This is a genomic window from Microbacterium sp. NPDC057944, from assembly GCF_042887445.1.
GTDB classification, from domain to species: Bacteria; Actinomycetota; Actinomycetes; order Actinomycetales; family Microbacteriaceae; genus Microbacterium; species Microbacterium natoriense.
Map to the genome: position 1 here is coordinate 1,143,201 of NZ_JBHVPJ010000001.1, position 18,358 is coordinate 1,161,558.

Below are 18,358 nucleotides of genomic sequence, written 5' to 3' on the forward strand. Positions count from 1 at the left end.
GCGGGTCAGTCCCCGACGACGGTCGCTGCGGCCAGCGTCGCGCCGTCGGCGGGGTGGATGAGCACGAGGGAGCCGCCGGAGCGGCTCTGCTCGTACGGTTCGAGGGGGAGGTCGGCGGCGAAGCGCAGACGCACGCGGCCGATCTCGTTGACCGCGAGCGCGTCGGCGTCGAGGTGGCCAAGCGTGTCGAGGTCGCGGCGGTCGATGACCTCGGACACGAGCGCCTGCACGGTCAGGGTGCCGTGCTTGACCAGCACCCTGGTGCCCGCGGTGATCGTGCGCGGATCGAGCTGGAAGAGCTCGACGACCGCCTCGCGGCGCCCGGCGGGAACGGTGCCGGATGCCGCGATCACGGCGCCCCGCGCGGCGTCCAGCTCATCGGCGAGCGTCAGCGTGACCGACTGCGGAGCCGTCGCGGCATCCGCCTCCGCCCCCGCGACGTGGATGCCGGTGACCGTGGTGGCGTGCCCGCCGGGGAACACCTCCACGACGTCGCCCACGCGCACGGAGCCCGCGGAGATGCGGCCGGCGAATCCGCGGAAGTCCCGGAAGTGCTCGGCGTCATCGGCGCTCACGGTCGGCGAGAGGCCGCCCTGGGGGCGCAGCACCAGCTGCACGGGAAGGCGGAAGTCCGAAGCCGCGGCCTCCGACTCGTCGATGGTCGGGAGGGTCTCCAGCAGCTCGATCAGCGTCGGCCCCTGATACCAGGGCGTGCGCTCCGACCTGTCGACGATGTTGTCGCCTTCGAGCGCCGACACCGGCAGCACGTGGATGCCGGTGAGGCCCAGCTGCTCGGCGACCCTGGCCGCCTCGATCTCGATCTCCACGAAGACGTTCTCGTCGAAGCCGGTGAGGTCGATCTTGTTCACCGCGATGACGACGTGGGCCACGCGCAGCAGCGAGACGACGGCGAGGTGACGGCGGGTCTGCTCCACGATGCCCTTGCGGGCGTCGACCAGCACGATCACGGCATCCGCGGTGGCGGAGCCCGTGACCATGTTGCGCGTGTACTGCACGTGGCCGGGGCAGTCGGCGAGGATGAAACTGCGCCGATCGGTCGCGAAGTAGCGGTAGGCGACGTCGATCGTGATGCCCTGCTCGCGCTCGGCGCGCAGCCCGTCGGTGAGGAGCGCGAAGTCGAAGTCGCCGTGCGCGAAGCCGCGCTGACGACTGGTGGCGGCGACCTGCTCCAGCTGGTCGGCGAGGATCGCCTTCGCGTCGTGCAGCAGTCGGCCGACGAGCGTGGACTTGCCGTCGTCGACGGAGCCGGCCGTCGCGAAGCGGAAGAGGGTCTGCTCTGCGGTCACAGCGGTCATCAGAAGTACCCGTCCTTCTTGCGATCCTCCATGGCGGCCTCGCTGATCCGGTCGTCGGCACGGGTCGCTCCGCGCTCGGTGAGGGTGGAGCGCTGCACCTCGGCGACGACGGATGCCGTGTCGGCGGCATCCGACTCCACCGCACCCGTGCAGCTCATGTCGCCGACCGTGCGGTAGCGCACCGTGCGGCGCACGACGTCTTCGCCGGTGCGCGGCTGCGAGAACTCGCCCACGGCCCACCACATGCCGTCGCGACGGAAGACCTCGCGCTCGTGCGCGTAGTACAGGGGAGGGAGGGCGATGCCCTCGCGCTCGATGTAGTTCCAGATGTCGGTCTCGGTCCAGTTCGAGATCGGGAAGGCGCGCACGTGCTGGCCGGGGAGGTGGCGTCCGTTGTACAGGCTCCACAGCTCGGGGCGCTGGTTGCGCGGGTCCCACTGGCCGAACTCGTCGCGGAGCGAGATGATGCGCTCCTTCGCCCGCGCCTTGTCCTCGTCGCGGCGGGCGCCGCCGAACACGGCATCGTGCTTTCCCGCGGCGATCGCGTCGAGCAGCGGCTGCGTCTGCAGCGGGTTGCGGGTGCCGTCGGGGCGCTCGGCCAGGCGGCCGTCGTCGATGTAGTCCTGCACGCGCGCGACCTCGAGGTCGATGCCGAGGCGTGCGACCGTCTCATCGCGGAAGGCGATCACCTCGGGGAAGTTGTGACCGGTGTCGACGTGCAGCACGGGGAACGGCACCTTGCCCGGTGCGAAGGCCTTCGCCGCGAGGTGCAGCACCACGACGGAGTCCTTGCCGCCCGAGAACAGCAGCACGGGGCGCTCGAACTCGGCGACGACCTCGCGGATGATGTGGATGCCCTCCGCCTCGAGCAGGTCGAGGGCCGACAGTGATGTCGGGACCTCCTGGTCGTTGAGCGAGGAGCGCAGCGACGAGACGAAACGCGTCGGGCTTGGCGTTTCGTCTCGCTGCGCTCGCTCAACGAACGAGGTCTGACGAGGTGTCTCGCTCATAGGTGGAGTCCGCATTCTGTCTTGGAGAGCCCGGCCCAGCGGCCGGAGCGCGGGTCCTCGCCGGCGGCGACGGGTTTCGTGCACGGCGCGCAGCCGATCGACGGGTAGCCGTTCGCGATCAGGGGGTTCACCGGCACCGCGTTCACGGTGGCGTAGTCGATGAGGTCGTCGAAGCTCCACGCGGCGACCGGGTTGACCTTCACGAGTCCGTTGCGCTCGTCCCACACGATCAGCGGGGTCTCGGCGCGCGTCGGCGCCTCCTCGCGGCGCACACCGGTGAACCACACCTCGTACTCGCCGAGCGAGCGCTGCAGCGGCTCGACCTTGCGCCGCGCGCAGCACAGGCCAGGGTCGCGCTCGAACAGGTTCGCGCCGAACTCGGCATCCTGCTCGCGCACGTTCTGCTCCGGCTTCACGTCGACGATGCGCACGTCGAGCTCGCGCTCCACCTCGTTGCGCGTGAACGTGGTCTCGGCGAAGTGGTAGCCCGTGTCGAGGAACAGCACGTCGACACCGGGGAGGCCCTGCGCGACGAGGTGCGGCAGCGCGGCATCCGCCATCGAGCAGGCGACGGCCGCCTGCGAGACGTCGAAGTTCTCGGCGATCCAGGCGACGACATCCGCCGGCGTCGCCTCGTCGGGCTGCCGACTGCGCAGCTCGGCCGCCCCGCGCTCGGCGAGGGCGCGCAGCTCGTCGACCGAACGCCGGGGAGGTCGCGCGGAGCGGATGACGACCGGAGTGCTCACTGCAGCGCCTCCTCGTCGGCCCTGTGCGCCCACTGCGCGAAGCTCTCGGCCCCCTCGCGGTCGGCGAGGTAGCGGCGGATCACCCGCTCGGCGTAGTCGGCGATGCCGTCAGCGGCGACCTTGAGGCCGCGCACGGTGCGGCCGAGACCGGCCTCCTCGCGGTCGACGCCCGCGAGTCCGCCGCCCAGGTGCACCTGGTAGCCGGGGACCTGCTCTCCGTCGATCGACACCAGCTGGCCCTTGAGCCCGATGTCGGCGATCTGGATGCGGGCGCACGAGTTCGGGCAGCCGTTCACGTGCAGCGTGATCGGGCGGCCGATCTCCGGCTCGAGCGCACCGAGGCGCTCCTCCAGCTGACGGATCGCGTCGGCCGCGTTCGCCTTGGTCTCCACGATCGCGAGCTTGCAGTACTCGATGCCCGTGCACGCGATGGTGCCGCGGCGGAACAGGCTGGGCCTGGCCGAGAGCCCGAGGGCGTCGAGGCCGGCGACGAGGCTCTCGACCCCGTCCTCCGGCACGTCGAGCACCAGCAGCTTCTGATGCGGGGTGGTGCGGATGCGCTGCGATCCGTGCTGCTCCGCGAGGTCGGCGAGGGCCGTCAGCGTGCTGCCGGAGACGCGGCCGACGAGGGGAGCGGCGCCGACGTAGAAGCGTCCGTCCTTCTGACGGTGGATGCCGACGTGGTCGCCGATCGTCGTGGGCTTGGGGGCGGCCGGCCCGTCGGGGAGGGGAGCGTCGAGGTACTCGGTCTCCAGCACCTCGCGGAACCTCTCGACTCCCCAGTCGGCGAGCAGGAACTTCAGGCGGGCCTTGTTGCGCAGGCGGCGGTAGCCGTAGTCGCGGAAGATCTGCGTGACCCCGTGCCACACCTCGGCGACCCGCTCGGGGGCCACGAACGCGCCGAGGCGCTCGCCGAGCCGCGGCACCACCGAGAGCGCGCCGCCGACCCAGATGTCGTAGCCGATGCCGAGTTCAGGATGCTCGACCGCGACGAACGCGCAGTCGTTGATCTCGTGCACCACGTCCTGGCTCGGGTGGCCGGTGATGGCGGTCTTGTACTTGCGGGGGAGGTTGGCGAGCGACTGGTCGCCCACGAAGCGCTCCGCGATCTCCAGGATCTGCGGGGTGGGGTCGATGATCTCGTCCGCGGCGATGCCGGCGACGGGAGAGCCCAGGATCACGCGCGGCACATCGCCGCACGCCTCGGTCGTGCTGAGCCCGACCTCTTCGAGACGGCGCCAGATCTCGGGCACGTCCTCGACCTGGACCCAGTGCAGCTGCACGTTCTGACGGTCGGTGAGGTCGGCGCTGTCGCGGGCGAACTCGGTGGAGATCTCGCCGATCACGCGCAGCTGATGGGTGGTGAGCTGCCCGCCGTCGATGCGGACGCGCAGCATGAAGTACTCGTCCTCGAGCTCATGCGGCTCGAGCTGGGCCGTGCGGCCGCCGTCGATGCCGGGCTTGCGCTGCGTGTACAGGCCCCACCAGCGGAAGCGCCCGTGCAGGTCGGTCGGGTCGATGCTCGCGAACCCGCCCTGCGCGTAGACGTTCTCGATGCGCTCGCGGACGTTCAGGCCGTCGTCGGCGAGCTTCCACTCCTCGTTCGCGTTCAGCGGCTCCGTGCCGTCGACCGCCCACTGACCGTGGGGTTTGGTCGGAGTCCTCGTGGTGCGCGTGCGGGCACCACGGATCGGCGTCGGCTGCTGGATGGTCATGAACGGCTCCCTGGGATGGCTTCGCATCACGGTAGGGAGTTGGACGGTGTTCAAGAACCTTGGACGACATGTGACGTCAAGGATCGTCACACAGCGTCATGCAGCACGGAATATGCCCGCAGGGTCTGGTGCGGGGCGACGTTCTGTGCTGTGCGGTCGGCGGATGACGGCGGCGGTGCTCAGAGGCGGGCGGCGGCGTCCTCGTAGCGCGCGACCACCAGATCGACGAGCGGCTGCGGCACGGGCCCGCCGTCGAGCAGAGGGAGGCTGAGGGCGCGGCCGTCGCCCTGCTGCACGGCCAGATCGTAGAAGTAGCCGCGGGCGAGGAGGAAGGTCGCCACGGGGGAGTCCGGATGCTCGCGCAGCGCGGTCGGCAGATCGGGTTCACGCGCGGCGAGGTAGGCGAGCGCGACGTCGCGACCCAGCCGTTCGGCGAGCAGGGATGCCATGCCCTCGGCATCCGTGAGCGAACGGGGGTCGCGGGATCCGGCGACGGCCAGGACCACGGGGCCGTCCGCGGCCGCGTCGGCGGTCGCCGCGAGATGCTCCGCGAGCACGTCGGCGAGCCGAGCGTCTGGTCCTAGGGGGTCGGCGACGACGGCATCCTCCCGCTTCGCCGCGATGCCGTGCAGATCATGGTGCACGTGGAAGCCGCTCGACAGCAGCAGCGGCACGATGACGAGCTGACCGCCGATCGCGGGGGCGAGGTCGGCCGCATCGGGTTCCTGCACGTCGACGAACGCCTCCCGCACCTCGACGTCGGGCAGCGCCGCGCGCACCTCGGCGACGAGGGCGGCGATCGCGGCCGAGCCGTCGGCATCCGCGGTCCCGTGCGAGACGGCGAGCAGTGTCGGTCGGGGCATGCCTGAGACTCTAGCTCCCGCTCTCCTTGGCGATGCGCGCGATCCATTCGGCGCGCGCGATGTCGCCATCGTCGAGGCCGTGTCGGCGTTCGAGGTCGGCGTCGTGGTCGAAGTGGCGCACGACCCCGTCGAGGTCGAAGAGCACGGCGCGGATCATGGACCCATCCTGCCCTGCCCCGTCTTCGTTCAATCCCGCCGGGATCGGTCAGAAACGCAGCTTCGTGAGCCTCGGGAGCAGCATTTCTGCCCGATCATCGCGGTTCGGGTGTCAGAGGACGTCGGCGGACGAGAGCCAGGAGCGCATCACGGTGCGGAACGCGGCGGGCTGCTCGACCCAGGGGTAGTGACCACAGTCCGGGATGAAGGCGACCTCCGCGCCCAGCGCCGCGGCGTAGTCGCGGACGGGCTGCACTCCGGTCAGATAGTCGCGGTCGCCGCCGATCACGAGCGTCGGCGGAATCCGCGCGGCACGCACCTGCTCGACCGCGTCGGCGGGGATGCCGGTGAACCATGCGCTGGCCGCCGCGAGGCTGACCGAGCCGATCGTCGCGTGAGCCTGTTCCACCGGGGACCAGTGAGCGTAGGTCGCGGGGGCCTGGCGGAGGAAGGCGGCGGTGAACTCCGGCTCCGTGGCGGGGTCGCCTTCCTGCAGCGCATGGATGGCCGCCGCGACCGCGGGGTTCGTGCGATCGAGCGGAATCGAGTCGCCGTCGTGCGGCGTCCCGGTGATCCAGGTCGCAGGCGGCGTGATGAGGGCCATGGATCGGATCCGCCCAGGGAAGTGCGTCGCCGCTGCGAGGGCGAGCCTGGTGCCGGCCGAATGGGCCATCACCTGCGCGTGCTCCAGCCCCAGGGCGTCGATGACGGCGATCACGTCGTCGGCATCCGTCCACCATCCTCGGGACAGGTCGGTGCTGCCGGGGACGCCCCGCGGGTGCAGCACGACGATCGGGCAGGTGTCTCCGAGGCCGGCGAGGTCGCCGAGGTAGGCGGGATCGCGACAGGGCCCGCCGGGTAGGACGACGACCGGATCCCCGGTCGCCCGTCCGATCCGCGAGAGGGCGACGGGCAGGTGGGCGAGGTCAGCGCTCATGCGTCCAGCGTGGCAGAGGAGCGTGGGCGATCAGCATCCGAGGTTCAGGGCAAAAGTTGAGCCGATTCATATCAAGTTTGTTTGACAGCATCCGAGCGTCGGAGTACAGTTGAGTCATCGCGACTCAGGTTTCCCTGATCGCCGCAGGTTTTTCAGATCACCACACACTTCGAACACAAGGAGAGAACACATGGCACGTGCTGTTGGAATCGACCTCGGAACCACGAACTCCGTCGTCAGCGTCCTCGAGGGCGGCGAGCCGAAGGTCATCGCCAACGCCGAGGGCTTCCGCACGACCCCGTCGGTCGTCGCGTTCACCAAGGACGGCGAGGTGCTCGTCGGCGAGACCGCCAAGCGCCAGGCCGTCACCAACGTCGACCGCACCATCTCGTCCGTCAAGCGCCACATGGGCACCACCTGGGGCTTCGACGTCGACGGCAAGAAGTGGACGCCGCAGGAGATCTCCGCGCGCATCCTCATGAAGCTCAAGCGCGACGCCGAGGCCTACCTGGGCGACACGGTGACGGATGCCGTCATCACCGTCCCCGCGTACTTCAACGACGCCGAGCGTCAGGCCACCAAGGAGGCCGGCGAGATCTCGGGCCTCAACGTCCTGCGCATCATCAACGAGCCCACCGCTGCAGCCCTGGCCTACGGCCTCGACAAGGGCAAGGAAGACGAGCTCATCCTCGTCTTCGACCTCGGCGGCGGAACCTTCGACGTCTCCCTCCTCGAGGTGGGCAAGGACGACGACTTCTCCACCATCCAGGTGCGCTCGACCGCCGGCGACAACCGCCTCGGCGGCGACGACTGGGACCAGCGTCTCGTCGACTACCTGATCAAGCAGTTCAAGGAGACCACGGGCGTCGACGTCTCGGGCGACAAGATCGCCCTGCAGCGTCTCAAGGAGGCTGCGGAGCAGGCCAAGAAGGAGCTCTCCTCCTCGACCTCGACGAGCATCAACCTGCCCTACCTGTCGCTGACCGAGTCGGGCCCCGTCTCGCTGAGCGAGACCATCACCCGCGCGAAGTTCGAGGACCTCACGAAGGACCTGCTCGACCGCACCAAGAAGCCCTTCGAAGACGTCATCCGCGAGGCGAACATCAAGGTCGCCGACATCGACCACATCGTGCTCGTCGGCGGATCGACCCGTATGCCCGCCGTGGCCGAGCTCGTCAAGCGCGAGACCGGCAAGGACGCGAACAAGGGCGTCAACCCCGATGAGGTCGTCGCCGTGGGCGCTGCCCTCCAGGCCGGTGTCCTCCGGGGCGAGCGCAAGGACGTCCTCCTCATCGACGTCACCCCGCTGAGCCTCGGCATCGAGACCAAGGGTGGCATGATGACCAAGCTCATCGAGCGCAACACGGCCATCCCGACCAAGCGCAGCGAGACCTTCACCACGGCAGACGACAACCAGCCGTCCGTCGCGATCCAGGTCTTCCAGGGCGAGCGCGACTTCACCCGCGACAACAAGCCGCTCGGCACGTTCGAGCTCACGGGCATCGCTCCGGCTCCCCGCGGCATCCCGCAGATCGAGGTCACGTTCGACATCGACGCCAACGGCATCGTGCACGTGTCCGCGAAGGACAAGGGCACCGGCACCGAGAAGTCGATCGTCATCTCCGGCGGCTCGTCGCTGTCGAAGGAGGACATCGAGCGCATGGTGCGCGAGGCCGAGGAGCACGCCGCAGAAGACAAGGCGCGCCGCGAGGCCGCCGAGGTGCGCAACCAGGCCGAGACGCTCTCGTACTCGATCGACAAGCTGATCTCCGAGAACGAGGACAAGCTGCCCGAAGACGTGAAGACCGAGGTCAAGGCCGACGTCGACGCGCTCAAGGCGGCACTGGCCGGCGACGACGACGAGGCCGTGAAGACCGCGTTCGAGAAGCTGAACCAGTCGCAGTCCAAGCTGGGCGAGGCCATCTACGCGCAGTCCCAGGCGGAGCCCGCACCGGGCGCCGCCGAGGGCGAGGCCCCCGCGGGCGATGCATCCTCCGACGAGGACGTCATCGACGCCGAGGTCGTCGACGACGAGGACGAGAAGAAGTAACCATGACCGACAAGAACTTCGACAACAACGAGGTTCCTGGGAGCGAGGGGTCGGATGCTGCGGCATCCGGCCCCGCGCCGCAGAACCCGGACTCCACCGAGGCCAGGGCCGCGGAGGGCTCCGACGAGGAGCTCACGGTCGACGACATCCTGGGCACCGAGCAGACCGGTGAGGCCGCGGCGGAGGACGCCGTGCTCGCCGACCTCGAGTCCACGCTGCTGAACGACCTCAAGCGCCTCCAGGCCGAGTACGCCAACTACCGTCGCCGCACCGAGGAGCAGCGCCAGGTCGAGATCGAGCGGGCGAAGGGCGAGGCCGCCAAGGGCCTCATCCCGGTGCTCGACGACCTCGGCCGCGCCGCCCAGCACGGCGATCTGGTCGAGGGCACGCCCTTCGCCGCGATCGCCGACAAGGTGCGCGGAGTCGCCGAGCGGCTCGGAGTCGTCTCCTACGGCGAGGCGGGCGAGGAGTTCGACCCGCAGCGCCACGAGGCGATCTTCCAGCAGCCCACCCCGGGTGCCGAGAAGACCACGATCCTCGAGGTCGTCGAGGTGGGATACCGCCTCGGAGACGTCGAGCTGCGTCCTGCGAAGGTCGTCGTCGCTGTACCGGCTGAGTAGGCAGGTGATCGATGGCTAGCCAGGACTGGTTCGACAAGGACTTCTACAAGACCCTCGGGGTCTCGAAGGACGTCAGCGACGCCGATCTCAAGAAGACGTACCGCAAGCTCGCCCGCAAGTACCACCCCGACTCCAATCAGGGGGATGCCGCGGCCGAGGCGAAGTTCAAGGAGATCAGCGAGGCGTACTCGGTGCTCTCCGATGCCGAACAGCGCAAGGAGTACGACGAGATCCGCGCCATGGGCTCTGGCGCCCGCTTCACGGCGAGCGGCCAGGGCGCAGGCGGCTTCGAAGACGTGTTCAGCCGGTTCGGGCAGCAGGGTCGAGGCCAGACCGCCGACTTCGAGGACATCTTCTCGATGTTCAACCAGGGCGGCGGCGGGAGCTTCGGGAACGGGCGCTTCGGCCAGACGTCGGGCGGTTTCCGCGGCTACGGAGGCCCGCAGCGCGGCGCCGACGTGACGGCGCGCACCACGCTCGACTTCGCCACGGCCGTGCAGGGTGAGACCATCACGCTGCAGGGCGAAGACGGCAAGCCGTTCAAGGTGAAGATCCCCGCGGGCGTCGCCGACGGGCAGAAGATCAAGCTGCGCGGCCGCGGTCGCCCCTCGCCGGACGGCGGGGAGAACGGCGACATCGTCGTGCAGATCGCGGTGCGCCCGCATCCGGTCTTCACGCGCGAGGGCCTCAACCTCCGTGTCGTGGTGCCGGTGACGTTCACCGAGGCCGCGCTCGGCGCGACCATCGAGGTGCCGACGCTCGGCGGCGACACGGTCAAGCTCCGTGTGGCCCCCGGCACCCCGTCCGGACGCGTGCTGCGCGTCAAGGGACGCGGCGTCACCACCACCAAGGGCACCGGTGACCTGCTCGCCGAGCTGCAGATCGCGGTGCCGTCGCACCTCGACGAGGCGGCCCGCGAGGCGCTCGAGAAGTTCCAGTCGCTGGAGCCGAACGAGAACCCGCGCGCCGACCTCATGGCGAAGGCGCGGCGATGAGCACCCTCCGATCGTCGAGCGGGCGAGGCGAGACGGGACGTCCCACAGCGGAGCGTTCCGTCTCGTCGCCGCGCTCGCTCGACGACCTGGGGCGCGCCCCGTCGCTGTGCGCCTTGCTCGACGTCCGGGAGCTGGTGACGCGTCATGGCTGAACAGCGCATGGATGCCGACACCCCGGTGTTCGCGATCGCCGTCGCGGCCGAGCTCGCCGGCATGCACCCGCAGACCCTGCGGCAGTACGACCGCATCGGCCTCGTCGTACCAGGGCGCACCTCCGGCGGCTCCCGCCGCTACTCGACCCGCAACATCGAGCAGCTCCGCGAAGTCGCGCAGCTCTCCTCCGAAGGGGTGAGCCTGCCCGCCATCGCACGGCTGCTCGACCTGGAAGACGAGAACCGGATGCTGCGTCGCCGCGTCGCCGAGCTCGACACGGCGCTGCGAGCCGAACGGGAGAATCGCCCCGGCGTCCGCGTCTTCGCCGCGGGCTCGGCCGGTGTCGTCCCGATGCCCGGCGGCCGCCGCATCCGCCGCTCCACCGAGGTCGTGCTGTGGCACCCCGGGGTCGGGCGCGACTGATCCGTCAGCGTCATCACCGGGGCAGGTGCAGGAAGCGCCTCTTCTCCTGCGTACCGGACTAGGGCGAGCGCCAGAGCTTCGTTGCCAGGTTCGCGACTTCCTTGTCGAGGTCGTCGACACGTCGGTCGAGCGTATCGAGCCGTCCGGTGACTTTGGCCTCGAGCATGTCCATCCTGCCGATCATCCGATCTTCGAGTCCGGTCATCCGATCCTCGAGTCCCGTCATGCGCGCTTCGACGCCGGTGATCTTGCCTTCGACGCCGGTGATCTTGCCTTCGACGCCGATGATCTTGCCTTCGACGGCGACGATTTTGCCGTCGACGGCGACGATCTTGCCGTCGACTCCGGCGATCAAGCCCTCGAGTCGTCCGGCCTCCGCGCGGATCACGCGGCTGAACTGCATGGTCATGAGCGTCATGCCGCCGAGCATCATCGTCGTGATCACGCCGATGATGGTCCAGATCTGCGGATCGTTCACGGTGGTCATCTCCCCATGGTGCGTCGGTCGCAACAGCCTGTCATCCGATCCGGGGTGGATCAGTCAGTATCGCCGGGGATCGCAGGGACGGTGGAGAACGCGTAGAGCTCGCCCCTGTGTGGACGACGGATGCGCGCGCGGTATCGTTGCGTCACGATGAGGATGACGCGTCGCACTCTGCTGATCGGCGCCGGAGCCGGCGTCCTGGGAGTGCTGCTCGCCTCCTGCACCCCGGAACCGGCGCCGTCTCCCACGCCCGATCGCTCCCCGTCGCCGCGCCCGACCGGCAGCACGATCGCTCCGCTCGCCTTCGCGCGCAGCAGATGGGCCTCCGATCCGTTCGCCCTGGGGTCGGCCAGCTTCACTCCCGCCGGCGTGCAGGCGAGCGCGCGCGACGCCCTCGCCGCGCCCGTCGACGGGCGGCTGTTCTTCGCCGGGGAGGCGACGGATGCCGATGCTCCGGGAACGATGTCGGGTGCGCTGCGCTCCGGCAGGCGAGCAGCGGAGGAGCTGCTGGCCGCGGCCGAGTACGGAGAGCGCATCGCCATCGTCGGTGCGGGCCTCGCCGGGGCGGCAGCGGCCGCACGGCTCTCGGGAACGGGTTTCGAGCTCACGGTCTTCGACGCCAGGGACCGTGTCGGAGGACGCGTGCAGTCCGTCGTCGATGAGAAGGCCTGGCCGGTGCCTGCTCAGCTTGGCGGCTGGCTCCTCGGCGCGCAGGACGTCGACGTCAGCGCGCAGCTGAACGCGCTCGACATCCGCACGGGATCGCTGTCGGCATCCCTCTGGAAGTCGACGGAGGGCGACGTCGAACCCGTCGCCGACCAGGTGCTCTCCGACGCGATCGCGTCGGCGCAGGCACTCCCCGCCGACATCTCGCTGGCGCAGGCCCTGACCGACGCGGGCGCCGACCCCGCCGAGCCCGGCCTCGCCGCCCTGCTCGCCTCCCTCTCGGCCTCCTCCGGCTCCGACGCCGACCAGGCCTCGTCGTGGTTCCCTCCCGTGATCCCTCCCGCAGAGCGCACGGCGGTGCTCGGTGATCTCGGTGCGCTCGCCGCCCACCTGCTCGACGACGTCAAGACGAGCCTGTCATCGCCCGTCAGCCGCGTCGCGTACGACGACGCGGGGGTGAGTCTCGGCATCGCGACGGGCGAGTCGCTGTCGTTCGATCGCGTCGTGATCACCGTGCCGCTCGGGGTGCTGCAGAGCGACGGCATCGAGTTCGCGCCGAAGCTGCCCTTCGGTCAGCGCGGCGCGATCGCGGATCTGAGCATGGGCTTCATCGAGACGGTCTGGCTGCGTTTCGAGGAGCCGCTGCTCGTCACCGATGCTGCCATCTGGCATGTCGTCGGAGGCGACGCGACCATCCGCACCTGGTTCAACCTCGCACCGCTCACGGGCGAGAACATCCTGGTCGGACTCGTCGGCGGTGCGGATGCGGCCGACTTCGCCGACCTCGACGACGACGCCGTGCTCGCCGCGGCCGCGGCATCCCTGGCGCCGTTCCTCGCACCAGCAAGCTGAGCTCTGCTCACGCGGCGTCGGTGCGCCCCCGACGTGTCCGGCTGATGAGCACGATCGCCGTCGCGACCAGCGCGAAGATCGCGAGGGCGACGGCGCTGGTGAGCAGGAACTCCGGCGGCCCGGAGACCTGCCGCGGGTCGAGGAAGTAGTACGGATACCAGCCGACGAGCGGACCGCGCCACAGCGTCACGGCGCCCCACGCGAGAGGGAACGCGAGCGACGCGGGCACGACCCACCACGGCACCTCGCGGTGCCCCGGGGTCAGCGCCCAGGCGAGCGCCGTGCACGCGGGGAGCCAGAAGTGCAGCAGCTGGTCGGACCACGGCACGTCCACGCGGATGCCGCGGATGCCGGCCTGCCACACGATCAGCGCGAACGCGAGGCCCGCGGTGATCGTCCAGGTGAGGACGAGCGCCAGGCAGACGGAGAACCAGCGGGGGTCCGTCGCGCGGAGGAACGCCAGCGCTCCGCCGATCACGAGAACCACGACGAGTGCGCAGTTCGACTGCACGGTGAGGTAGGCGAAGAAGTTCTCTCCGGCGATCGTGCGCGAGCTGAGGCCCCAGAACAGCCGGTGCACGAGGGCGACGACGCAGGCGGCCGCCGCGGCGAGACGCAGCACGCCGAAGACCGCTCGTGCCCTCACCTTCGCCTCTGCCCCTTCCCCGCGCTGGTTCGCGCCATCCGGCGAGTCTACGGAGTCGGGCTGAGGGCGCGGGTCAGCGTGACCGCTCTCCTCTGCTCACGCGTCCCACCGGACGCCGAGCACGGTCCGCACGCGGGGTCTCCGCTCGTGGTGCCGCGTCCGCAGATTCTCGAATTCATCGACATGCAATAGATTCTTCATAGCGGGGGGCGCGAGAAGCCTTCTGCGTGACTGGAGGAGGACATTATGCGTACAGCACGCAAGGGCGCGCTTTTCATCACCGCGATCGCGATCGCCGTGGGACTGACCGGATGCGCCGGAGGCCAGTCCGTGGCCGACGCCTGCAAGCTGATCAACGACAAGGGTCAGGAGATCAGCACCGAGGCCCAGACCGCCATGACCGAGGCGGCGAGTGACCCGAAGGCCGCTGCCGAGGCGCTGGCCGGGGTCAACGAGGAGTTCCAGAAGCTCGCCGAGAAGGTCACCAACACGGAGGTCAAGCCCGTGTTCGACAAGTTCACCGACGCCTACAGCGACCTCGCAACCCTCATGAAGGACGTCGCAGAAGACCCGTCCAGCGCCGCCAAGGCGACCGAGAAGCTCACGGCCTCGTCGACCGCGATCCAGGAGTCGGGACTGAAGCTGCAGGAACTCTGCTCCTGAGTCACCCATGACTGCGGCGGCCTGTCCTCGATCTCGAGGGCAGGCCGCCTTTCTCTGCACCCCAGGTCGGGGCTGAAGGGGCCCGGCACGGCTTCGGATGTCTCGGATGGGCCCGGCTTCGGATGTCCCGGGTGCGCCCGGCTTCGGATGTCCCGGGCGGGCCCGGCTTCGGACGCCCCGGTGGGCCCAGCTTCGGACGCCCCCGGTGGGCACAGCTTCGGATGCCGCGGCCGCCGCGCCGCGGCATCCGAAGCGTCTCGCGGCGTGTCGGGCGTCGGCTCCGCAGCCGTGCCCGGGATGGTGGGGCGACTCGGCGTCGTGATCAGTCCACGGGTTCGACCGAGAACCGGAGCGCGGCGCCCTGCCGGAACGGCTCCACGACCTCGACGTTCTCGTAGGCGGGACCGCCGGGGATGGGCGAGGCGCTCGCCCAGTACGACCACCGTGCGTTGACCAGCGCCTCGAGAGCCGGATGGGGGTCGTCGACGCGCCAGGACTGCACCGCCTTCCGTCCGAGGAAGCGCCAGTGGTCGGCCGTGTCGGCGGAGTACTCGACCGACCACGGGTCGTCTTCATCTCCGGTGGCGCTCACGATCGCGGCATCCCCGTCGCGTGTGAGGGCGTCGAGAGGGAAGCGCGCGTGCTCCGCGAACCCGGTGCCGGAGAACCCGGGCCACAGCTCGGCGGGCTGCACCACGCGCTCGGCGAGGTGCAGGCGGCGCAGGCGCGCCCAGTTGCCCATGGTCGCGGTGAGGATCAGGTGCGACAGCGGAGCGGATGCCGCGTTCGCGAACCCCGCGAGCTCGACCTCGTGCGGCCGGTCGGCCCGGAACCGCACCCGAACTCTGACGTCGGCGCCGCTGTCGAAGCGCTCGACGCCGATCCACATGGTCAGCGTCTCGACGCCGTCGGTGGCATCGATCACGCCGCGGGCCGGCGAGGCGTCTGGCTCCTGCCCGGCGAGGTCGGATGAGTCAGCCGACCAGAACCTCTTGCCGCGCTGGCCGGGGTCGAGGGCGCTCGGCTCCAGCTCGGAGAATCCGCGCTCCGGGCCGCCCTGCACGATCGGCTCGACGGCGATGAAGTTCACCAGCCGTTCGCGCGGGTGGTCGAGGTACGGGGTGAACACGCGGAGGAGGCCGCGCGGGCCGGGGATCGGCGCGATGCCGATCTGGAGGCCGTCCGGGTGCCCCCACCGGGGCTCGGAGGAGGCGCTGCCGGATGGGCGCAACCACGGTGTCGAGATGGAATCGGACATGCCGAAGACCCTAGTGTCTTGAAATCGATTTCGCTAGATTCGGGTCCATGGCCGTCGCCGATCGAGGAGGATCATGTCCGTCACCGCAGCACCCCGCAGGACCGCCGTCGCCGCATCCGTCGTCCTCGCTCTGGCGCTCGCCGGATGCGCAGGGGGATCGGGCGTGAGCGTCGACCCGAACCCCGACAAGCCCTTCGTGCTCGACGGCGTCTCCGGCCTCACCGAGATCGCGCAGCTCACCGGTCCCGACGCCATGAACGACACGGCATCCGTGTCCGTCGCCGGCACCGATCTCGGATCCATGGTCGACGTCGGCGACCGCACGCTCTTCCTGTTCGGCGACACGTTCGGGGAGCGCGACCCCGAGTCGATCGGCGGGCAGGGCGGCTTCTGGCGGTCGAACGTCGCGGCCTGGAGCACCGACGACGACCCCTCCGACGGCATCTCGTTCGACGGCTGGGTCACGGATGACGTCGGCTTGGCCGCCGCGCTGATCGAGGGCGATCACGACGCCAACGGGGCGGGCGGAGAGGTGACGAAGATCCCGACATACGGCTTCACGGTCGGCGATGCGATCTACGTGTCGTACATGTCCGTGCGGTTCTGGGGAGAGCCGGGCGCCTGGGATGCGAACCGCTCGGCGCTGATCGTGTCGCGCGACGACGGCACGACCTGGCAGCCCGTCGAGGGCGTCGAATGGCCGGGGGACTCGAACTTCGTGCAGGTCGCCACGGCGCGCGTGAGCGAAGGGGGCGAGGACTGGATCTACTTCTGGTCGATCCCCTCGGGGCGCTTCGGCGGCGTGCAGCTGATGCGCGTCCGGGCGACGGAGGAGGCGGTCGAGGATCAGTCCGCCTACTCCTACTTCGCCGGCGCCGATGGGGCGACCCCGCGCTGGAGCAGTGATCTCGCGGACGCGGAGACCATCGTCGAGGGCACGATCGGCGAGCTCTCCGTGATGTGGTCGACGTACCTGGAGCGCTGGATCATGACCTACTCGGATGCCGGGAACGCCTACATCCGCGAAGGGATCACGCCGTGGGGGCCGTGGGGCGACCCGATCGAACTCGTGCCGGGCGCGGACTATCCAGGGCTGTACTCGCCCTACCTGAATCCGCGCTACGTGAGCGACGACGGCAGGACGATCTACTTCACGCTCTCCCTCTGGGGACCGTACAACGTGTTCTGGTTCTCGGCGGATCTCGAACGGAAGGGCTGAGAAGCACGTCTGAGACCTTGCGCATGAAATCGATTTCGCATAATCTGACGCATACCCGGTCACCGAAGATCGACGGCGCGGCCGGAACCCTTCGGCGGCAGCCGAGCACACAGCAGCGACTCGACGAGGAGTCCGTTCCTGAGGAGGAACCCATGAGAATCACCACACGCACGCGCCGCACGGCGATCGCCGCTCTCGGCGCGCTGACGGTCGGATCGATGCTCGCCGCCTGCGGCTCGGGCACGCCGGGGGAGTCGGCGGGAGGCGGCGGCGAGAACGGCGTCACCACCGTGCAGTTCTGGCATCGCACGTTCACCCCCGTGGAGAACGAGTGGTACGCCGACATCGTCAAGAAGTTCAACGCCTCGCAGGACAAGATCAAGGTCGTCGACACCGAGGTGCCGGCGGACGCCTGGGACCAGAAGATGAAGGCCGCGCAGGCCGCAGGCAAGGCGCCCGACGTCTACACCAGCTCCGCCAACCTCCACGACCTCGTGAACGCGGGCTCCGTGCACGAGCTCGACTCCATCGTCTCGAAGGACGCGATCGGCGAGATCCTCGACATCGCCTCCTCCATCTCGGAGATCGACGGCAAGCACTACGCGTATCCTCTGCTCCTCGAGCCCCAGACCGTGCTCTTCTGGAACACCGACATGCTCGACGCCGCGGGCGTCGACTCCAGCAAGGCCCCCGAGACCTGGGACGACCTCCTCGCCGCCTGCGCGAAGATCCAGCCCACGCTCGGCGACGGCCAGTACTGCATCTCCCCGGCGCAGGATGCCGTGACGATGGCCTGGTCGACCGTCGGCCAGCAGTACAACTTCGCCGGACACCTGGCGCTCACCGACGACTGGTCGGCCCCCGACATCGACAACAAGGGCTACCGCGCCCTCATGGAGCAGTACAAGGTGCTGTGGGACAAGGGCTACATGCCCAAGCAGCCGCTCGCGGCCTACGTCGCCGGCGAGGACTTCGGACAGCAGAAGGTCGCGTTCAAGGTCTCCGGCTCGTGGATGATGTCGGAGATCGGCTCCGACTACGCCGACCTGCTCGGCAAGACCGGCGTCGGCCGCTTCCCGAGCTCGTCCGACGCCGACGGCCGCACCGCCACCACCATGGGCAACTTCACCTGGGTCGTCGACGCGAAGACCAAGAACGCGGATGCCGCCGGGAAGTTCCTCGAATGGGCCATCGCCGGTGACCCCGACAACCTCGTGCCGTTCTTCGTGAACACGCAGTTCACCAAGGTGCCCGTGCGGCAGTCGGTGCAGGATGCCGTCGCCGCGAGCGAGGAGGCCGCGAAGGCCCCCTGGTCGAAGGTCATCGTCGACGAGATCGCCCCTGACGCCATCGCCGGCTCCACCTACCCGTGGGATGTGAACCTGGCCGTCGGCACCGCGATGGAGTCGGTCATGAAGGGCTCCGCCTCCGTGGACGACGCGATCAAGACCGCGAACGCCGCGATCCAGACCGTGATCGACCGCGACGGGCTGCCGGACAAGGCCCCGAAGAACTGACCCTGCCCGCGTGACCGCCCGGGGCCCCAGCGGCCCCGGGCGGGACGACGCCCCGAGAGCACGACGAGG

General features: G+C 69.7%; 18 protein-coding genes. 8 read left to right on the plus strand and 10 right to left on the minus strand.

Translation table 11 applies throughout. The features are described 5' to 3' along the window. Positions 1-5: 5 nt before the first annotated feature. The 7 genes from ACFVRO_RS05200 to ACFVRO_RS05230 all read right to left on the minus strand — a co-directional run bounded on the left by ACFVRO_RS05200 (position 6) and on the right by ACFVRO_RS05230 (position 6,743). Positions 6-1,316 (minus strand): sulfate adenylyltransferase subunit 1, encoded by a 1,311-nt coding sequence (locus ACFVRO_RS05200; RefSeq protein WP_386949973.1) that lies wholly within the window; start codon positions 1,314-1,316, stop codon positions 6-8. Continuing rightward, positions 1,316-2,326: a sulfate adenylyltransferase subunit CysD gene (gene cysD, locus ACFVRO_RS05205; protein WP_386949975.1), complete on the minus strand. Its 1,011-nt coding sequence runs from the start codon at positions 2,324-2,326 to the stop codon at positions 1,316-1,318. The genes ACFVRO_RS05200 and cysD overlap by 1 nt, the downstream gene beginning before the upstream one ends. After that, positions 2,323-3,072, minus strand: a complete 750-nt coding sequence (locus tag ACFVRO_RS05210; RefSeq protein ID WP_386949978.1) for a phosphoadenylyl-sulfate reductase — start codon at positions 3,070-3,072, stop codon at positions 2,323-2,325. Before ACFVRO_RS05210 ends, cysD begins: the two co-directional genes overlap by 4 nt. Then, the gene (locus tag ACFVRO_RS05215; RefSeq protein ID WP_386949979.1) at positions 3,069-4,787 is read right to left on the minus strand and encodes a nitrite/sulfite reductase; all 1,719 of its coding nucleotides are present in this window, start codon (positions 4,785-4,787) and stop codon (positions 3,069-3,071) included. The genes ACFVRO_RS05210 and ACFVRO_RS05215 overlap by 4 nt, the downstream gene beginning before the upstream one ends. Before the next feature lie 179 nt (positions 4,788-4,966). Continuing rightward, positions 4,967-5,650: a sirohydrochlorin chelatase gene (locus ACFVRO_RS05220; RefSeq protein ID WP_386949982.1), complete on the minus strand. Its 684-nt coding sequence runs from the start codon at positions 5,648-5,650 to the stop codon at positions 4,967-4,969. Positions 5,651-5,660: 10 nt separating this feature from the next. Continuing rightward, entirely contained in the window at positions 5,661-5,807 is a 147-nt protein-coding gene (locus ACFVRO_RS05225; protein WP_386949983.1) for a hypothetical protein, read from the minus strand. Between the two features lie 111 nt (positions 5,808-5,918). After that, positions 5,919-6,743, minus strand: a complete 825-nt coding sequence (locus tag ACFVRO_RS05230) for an alpha/beta fold hydrolase (RefSeq protein ID WP_386949986.1) — start codon at positions 6,741-6,743, stop codon at positions 5,919-5,921. 190 nt (positions 6,744-6,933) lie between these two features. On the opposite strand from ACFVRO_RS05230, the gene dnaK reads away from it, so the two are divergent. The 4 genes from dnaK (at position 6,934) to ACFVRO_RS05250 (ending at position 10,984) form a co-directional block, all read left to right on the plus strand. Beyond that, a complete protein-coding gene (gene dnaK / locus ACFVRO_RS05235; protein ID WP_386949989.1) occupies positions 6,934-8,793 on the plus strand; it encodes a molecular chaperone DnaK in 1,860 nt (619 codons plus the stop codon). 2 nt (positions 8,794-8,795) lie between these two features. Beyond that, entirely contained in the window at positions 8,796-9,413 is a 618-nt protein-coding gene (locus tag ACFVRO_RS05240; RefSeq protein ID WP_341941000.1) for a nucleotide exchange factor GrpE, read from the plus strand. A gap of 11 nt (positions 9,414-9,424) precedes the next feature. Further along, complete coding sequence (locus tag ACFVRO_RS05245) at positions 9,425-10,408, plus strand: DnaJ C-terminal domain-containing protein (protein WP_386949992.1); 984 nt, start codon at positions 9,425-9,427, stop codon at positions 10,406-10,408. 144 nt (positions 10,409-10,552) lie between these two features. After that, positions 10,553-10,984 (plus strand): heat shock protein transcriptional repressor HspR, encoded by a 432-nt coding sequence (locus tag ACFVRO_RS05250; RefSeq protein ID WP_386949995.1) that lies wholly within the window; start codon positions 10,553-10,555, stop codon positions 10,982-10,984. Positions 10,985-11,042: 58 nt separating this feature from the next. On the opposite strand, the gene ACFVRO_RS05255 is transcribed toward ACFVRO_RS05250, so the two are convergent. Beyond that, positions 11,043-11,429 (minus strand): hypothetical protein, encoded by a 387-nt coding sequence (locus tag ACFVRO_RS05255; protein ID WP_386949998.1) that lies wholly within the window; start codon positions 11,427-11,429, stop codon positions 11,043-11,045. A 195-nt stretch (positions 11,430-11,624) separates the two neighbouring features. Here ACFVRO_RS05255 and ACFVRO_RS05260 point away from each other — a divergent pair, with 195 nt between their 5' ends. Next, positions 11,625-12,986, plus strand: a complete 1,362-nt coding sequence (locus ACFVRO_RS05260) for an FAD-dependent oxidoreductase (RefSeq protein ID WP_386950001.1) — start codon at positions 11,625-11,627, stop codon at positions 12,984-12,986. Between the two features lie 7 nt (positions 12,987-12,993). On the opposite strand, the gene ACFVRO_RS05265 is transcribed toward ACFVRO_RS05260, so the two are convergent. After that, positions 12,994-13,632 (minus strand): Pr6Pr family membrane protein, encoded by a 639-nt coding sequence (locus ACFVRO_RS05265; RefSeq protein WP_386950004.1) that lies wholly within the window; start codon positions 13,630-13,632, stop codon positions 12,994-12,996. A 246-nt stretch (positions 13,633-13,878) separates the two neighbouring features. Here ACFVRO_RS05265 and ACFVRO_RS05270 point away from each other — a divergent pair, with 246 nt between their 5' ends. Beyond that, complete coding sequence (locus tag ACFVRO_RS05270; RefSeq protein WP_386950006.1) at positions 13,879-14,295, plus strand: hypothetical protein; 417 nt, start codon at positions 13,879-13,881, stop codon at positions 14,293-14,295. A 322-nt stretch (positions 14,296-14,617) separates the two neighbouring features. Here ACFVRO_RS05270 and ACFVRO_RS05275 read toward each other — a convergent pair whose 3' ends face one another. Next, the gene (locus tag ACFVRO_RS05275; RefSeq protein WP_386950008.1) at positions 14,618-15,553 is read right to left on the minus strand and encodes a hypothetical protein; all 936 of its coding nucleotides are present in this window, start codon (positions 15,551-15,553) and stop codon (positions 14,618-14,620) included. A gap of 73 nt (positions 15,554-15,626) precedes the next feature. Between ACFVRO_RS05275 and ACFVRO_RS05280 the strand changes: the two genes are divergently transcribed. Both ACFVRO_RS05280 and ACFVRO_RS05285 read left to right on the plus strand, forming a co-directional pair. Then, complete coding sequence (locus ACFVRO_RS05280) at positions 15,627-16,772, plus strand: DUF4185 domain-containing protein (protein WP_386950010.1); 1,146 nt, start codon at positions 15,627-15,629, stop codon at positions 16,770-16,772. A 152-nt stretch (positions 16,773-16,924) separates the two neighbouring features. After that, on the plus strand, positions 16,925-18,289 hold the full coding sequence (locus tag ACFVRO_RS05285; RefSeq protein WP_341941007.1) for an extracellular solute-binding protein: 1,365 nt from the start codon (positions 16,925-16,927) through the stop codon (positions 18,287-18,289). Positions 18,290-18,358: the final 69 nt, after the last annotated feature.

What these genes read in the sequence shown, in the direction of transcription:
- ACFVRO_RS05225 (WP_386949983.1), bottom strand. Translation starts at nt 5,807, where the DNA reads ATGATCCGCGCCGTGCTCTTCGACCTCGACGGGGTCGTGCGCCACTTC.
- ACFVRO_RS05220 (WP_386949982.1), bottom strand. Translation starts at nt 5,650, where the DNA reads ATGCCCCGACCGACACTGCTCGCCGTCTCGCACGGGACCGCGGATGCC.
- dnaK (WP_386949989.1), top strand. Translation starts at nt 6,934, where the DNA reads ATGGCACGTGCTGTTGGAATCGACCTCGGAACCACGAACTCCGTCGTC.
- ACFVRO_RS05215 (WP_386949979.1), bottom strand. Translation starts at nt 4,787, where the DNA reads ATGACCATCCAGCAGCCGACGCCGATCCGTGGTGCCCGCACGCGCACC.
- ACFVRO_RS05240 (WP_341941000.1), top strand. Translation starts at nt 8,796, where the DNA reads ATGACCGACAAGAACTTCGACAACAACGAGGTTCCTGGGAGCGAGGGG.
- ACFVRO_RS05260 (WP_386950001.1), top strand. Translation starts at nt 11,625, where the DNA reads ATGACGCGTCGCACTCTGCTGATCGGCGCCGGAGCCGGCGTCCTGGGA.
- ACFVRO_RS05285 (WP_341941007.1), top strand. Translation starts at nt 16,925, where the DNA reads ATGAGAATCACCACACGCACGCGCCGCACGGCGATCGCCGCTCTCGGC.
- ACFVRO_RS05270 (WP_386950006.1), top strand. Translation starts at nt 13,879, where the DNA reads ATGCGTACAGCACGCAAGGGCGCGCTTTTCATCACCGCGATCGCGATC.
- ACFVRO_RS05280 (WP_386950010.1), top strand. Translation starts at nt 15,627, where the DNA reads ATGTCCGTCACCGCAGCACCCCGCAGGACCGCCGTCGCCGCATCCGTC.
- ACFVRO_RS05200 (WP_386949973.1), bottom strand. Translation starts at nt 1,316, where the DNA reads ATGACCGCTGTGACCGCAGAGCAGACCCTCTTCCGCTTCGCGACGGCC.
- ACFVRO_RS05245 (WP_386949992.1), top strand. Translation starts at nt 9,425, where the DNA reads ATGGCTAGCCAGGACTGGTTCGACAAGGACTTCTACAAGACCCTCGGG.
- ACFVRO_RS05230 (WP_386949986.1), bottom strand. Translation starts at nt 6,743, where the DNA reads ATGAGCGCTGACCTCGCCCACCTGCCCGTCGCCCTCTCGCGGATCGGA.
- ACFVRO_RS05275 (WP_386950008.1), bottom strand. Translation starts at nt 15,553, where the DNA reads ATGTCCGATTCCATCTCGACACCGTGGTTGCGCCCATCCGGCAGCGCC.
- ACFVRO_RS05250 (WP_386949995.1), top strand. Translation starts at nt 10,553, where the DNA reads ATGGCTGAACAGCGCATGGATGCCGACACCCCGGTGTTCGCGATCGCC.
- cysD (WP_386949975.1), bottom strand. Translation starts at nt 2,326, where the DNA reads ATGAGCGAGACACCTCGTCAGACCTCGTTCGTTGAGCGAGCGCAGCGA.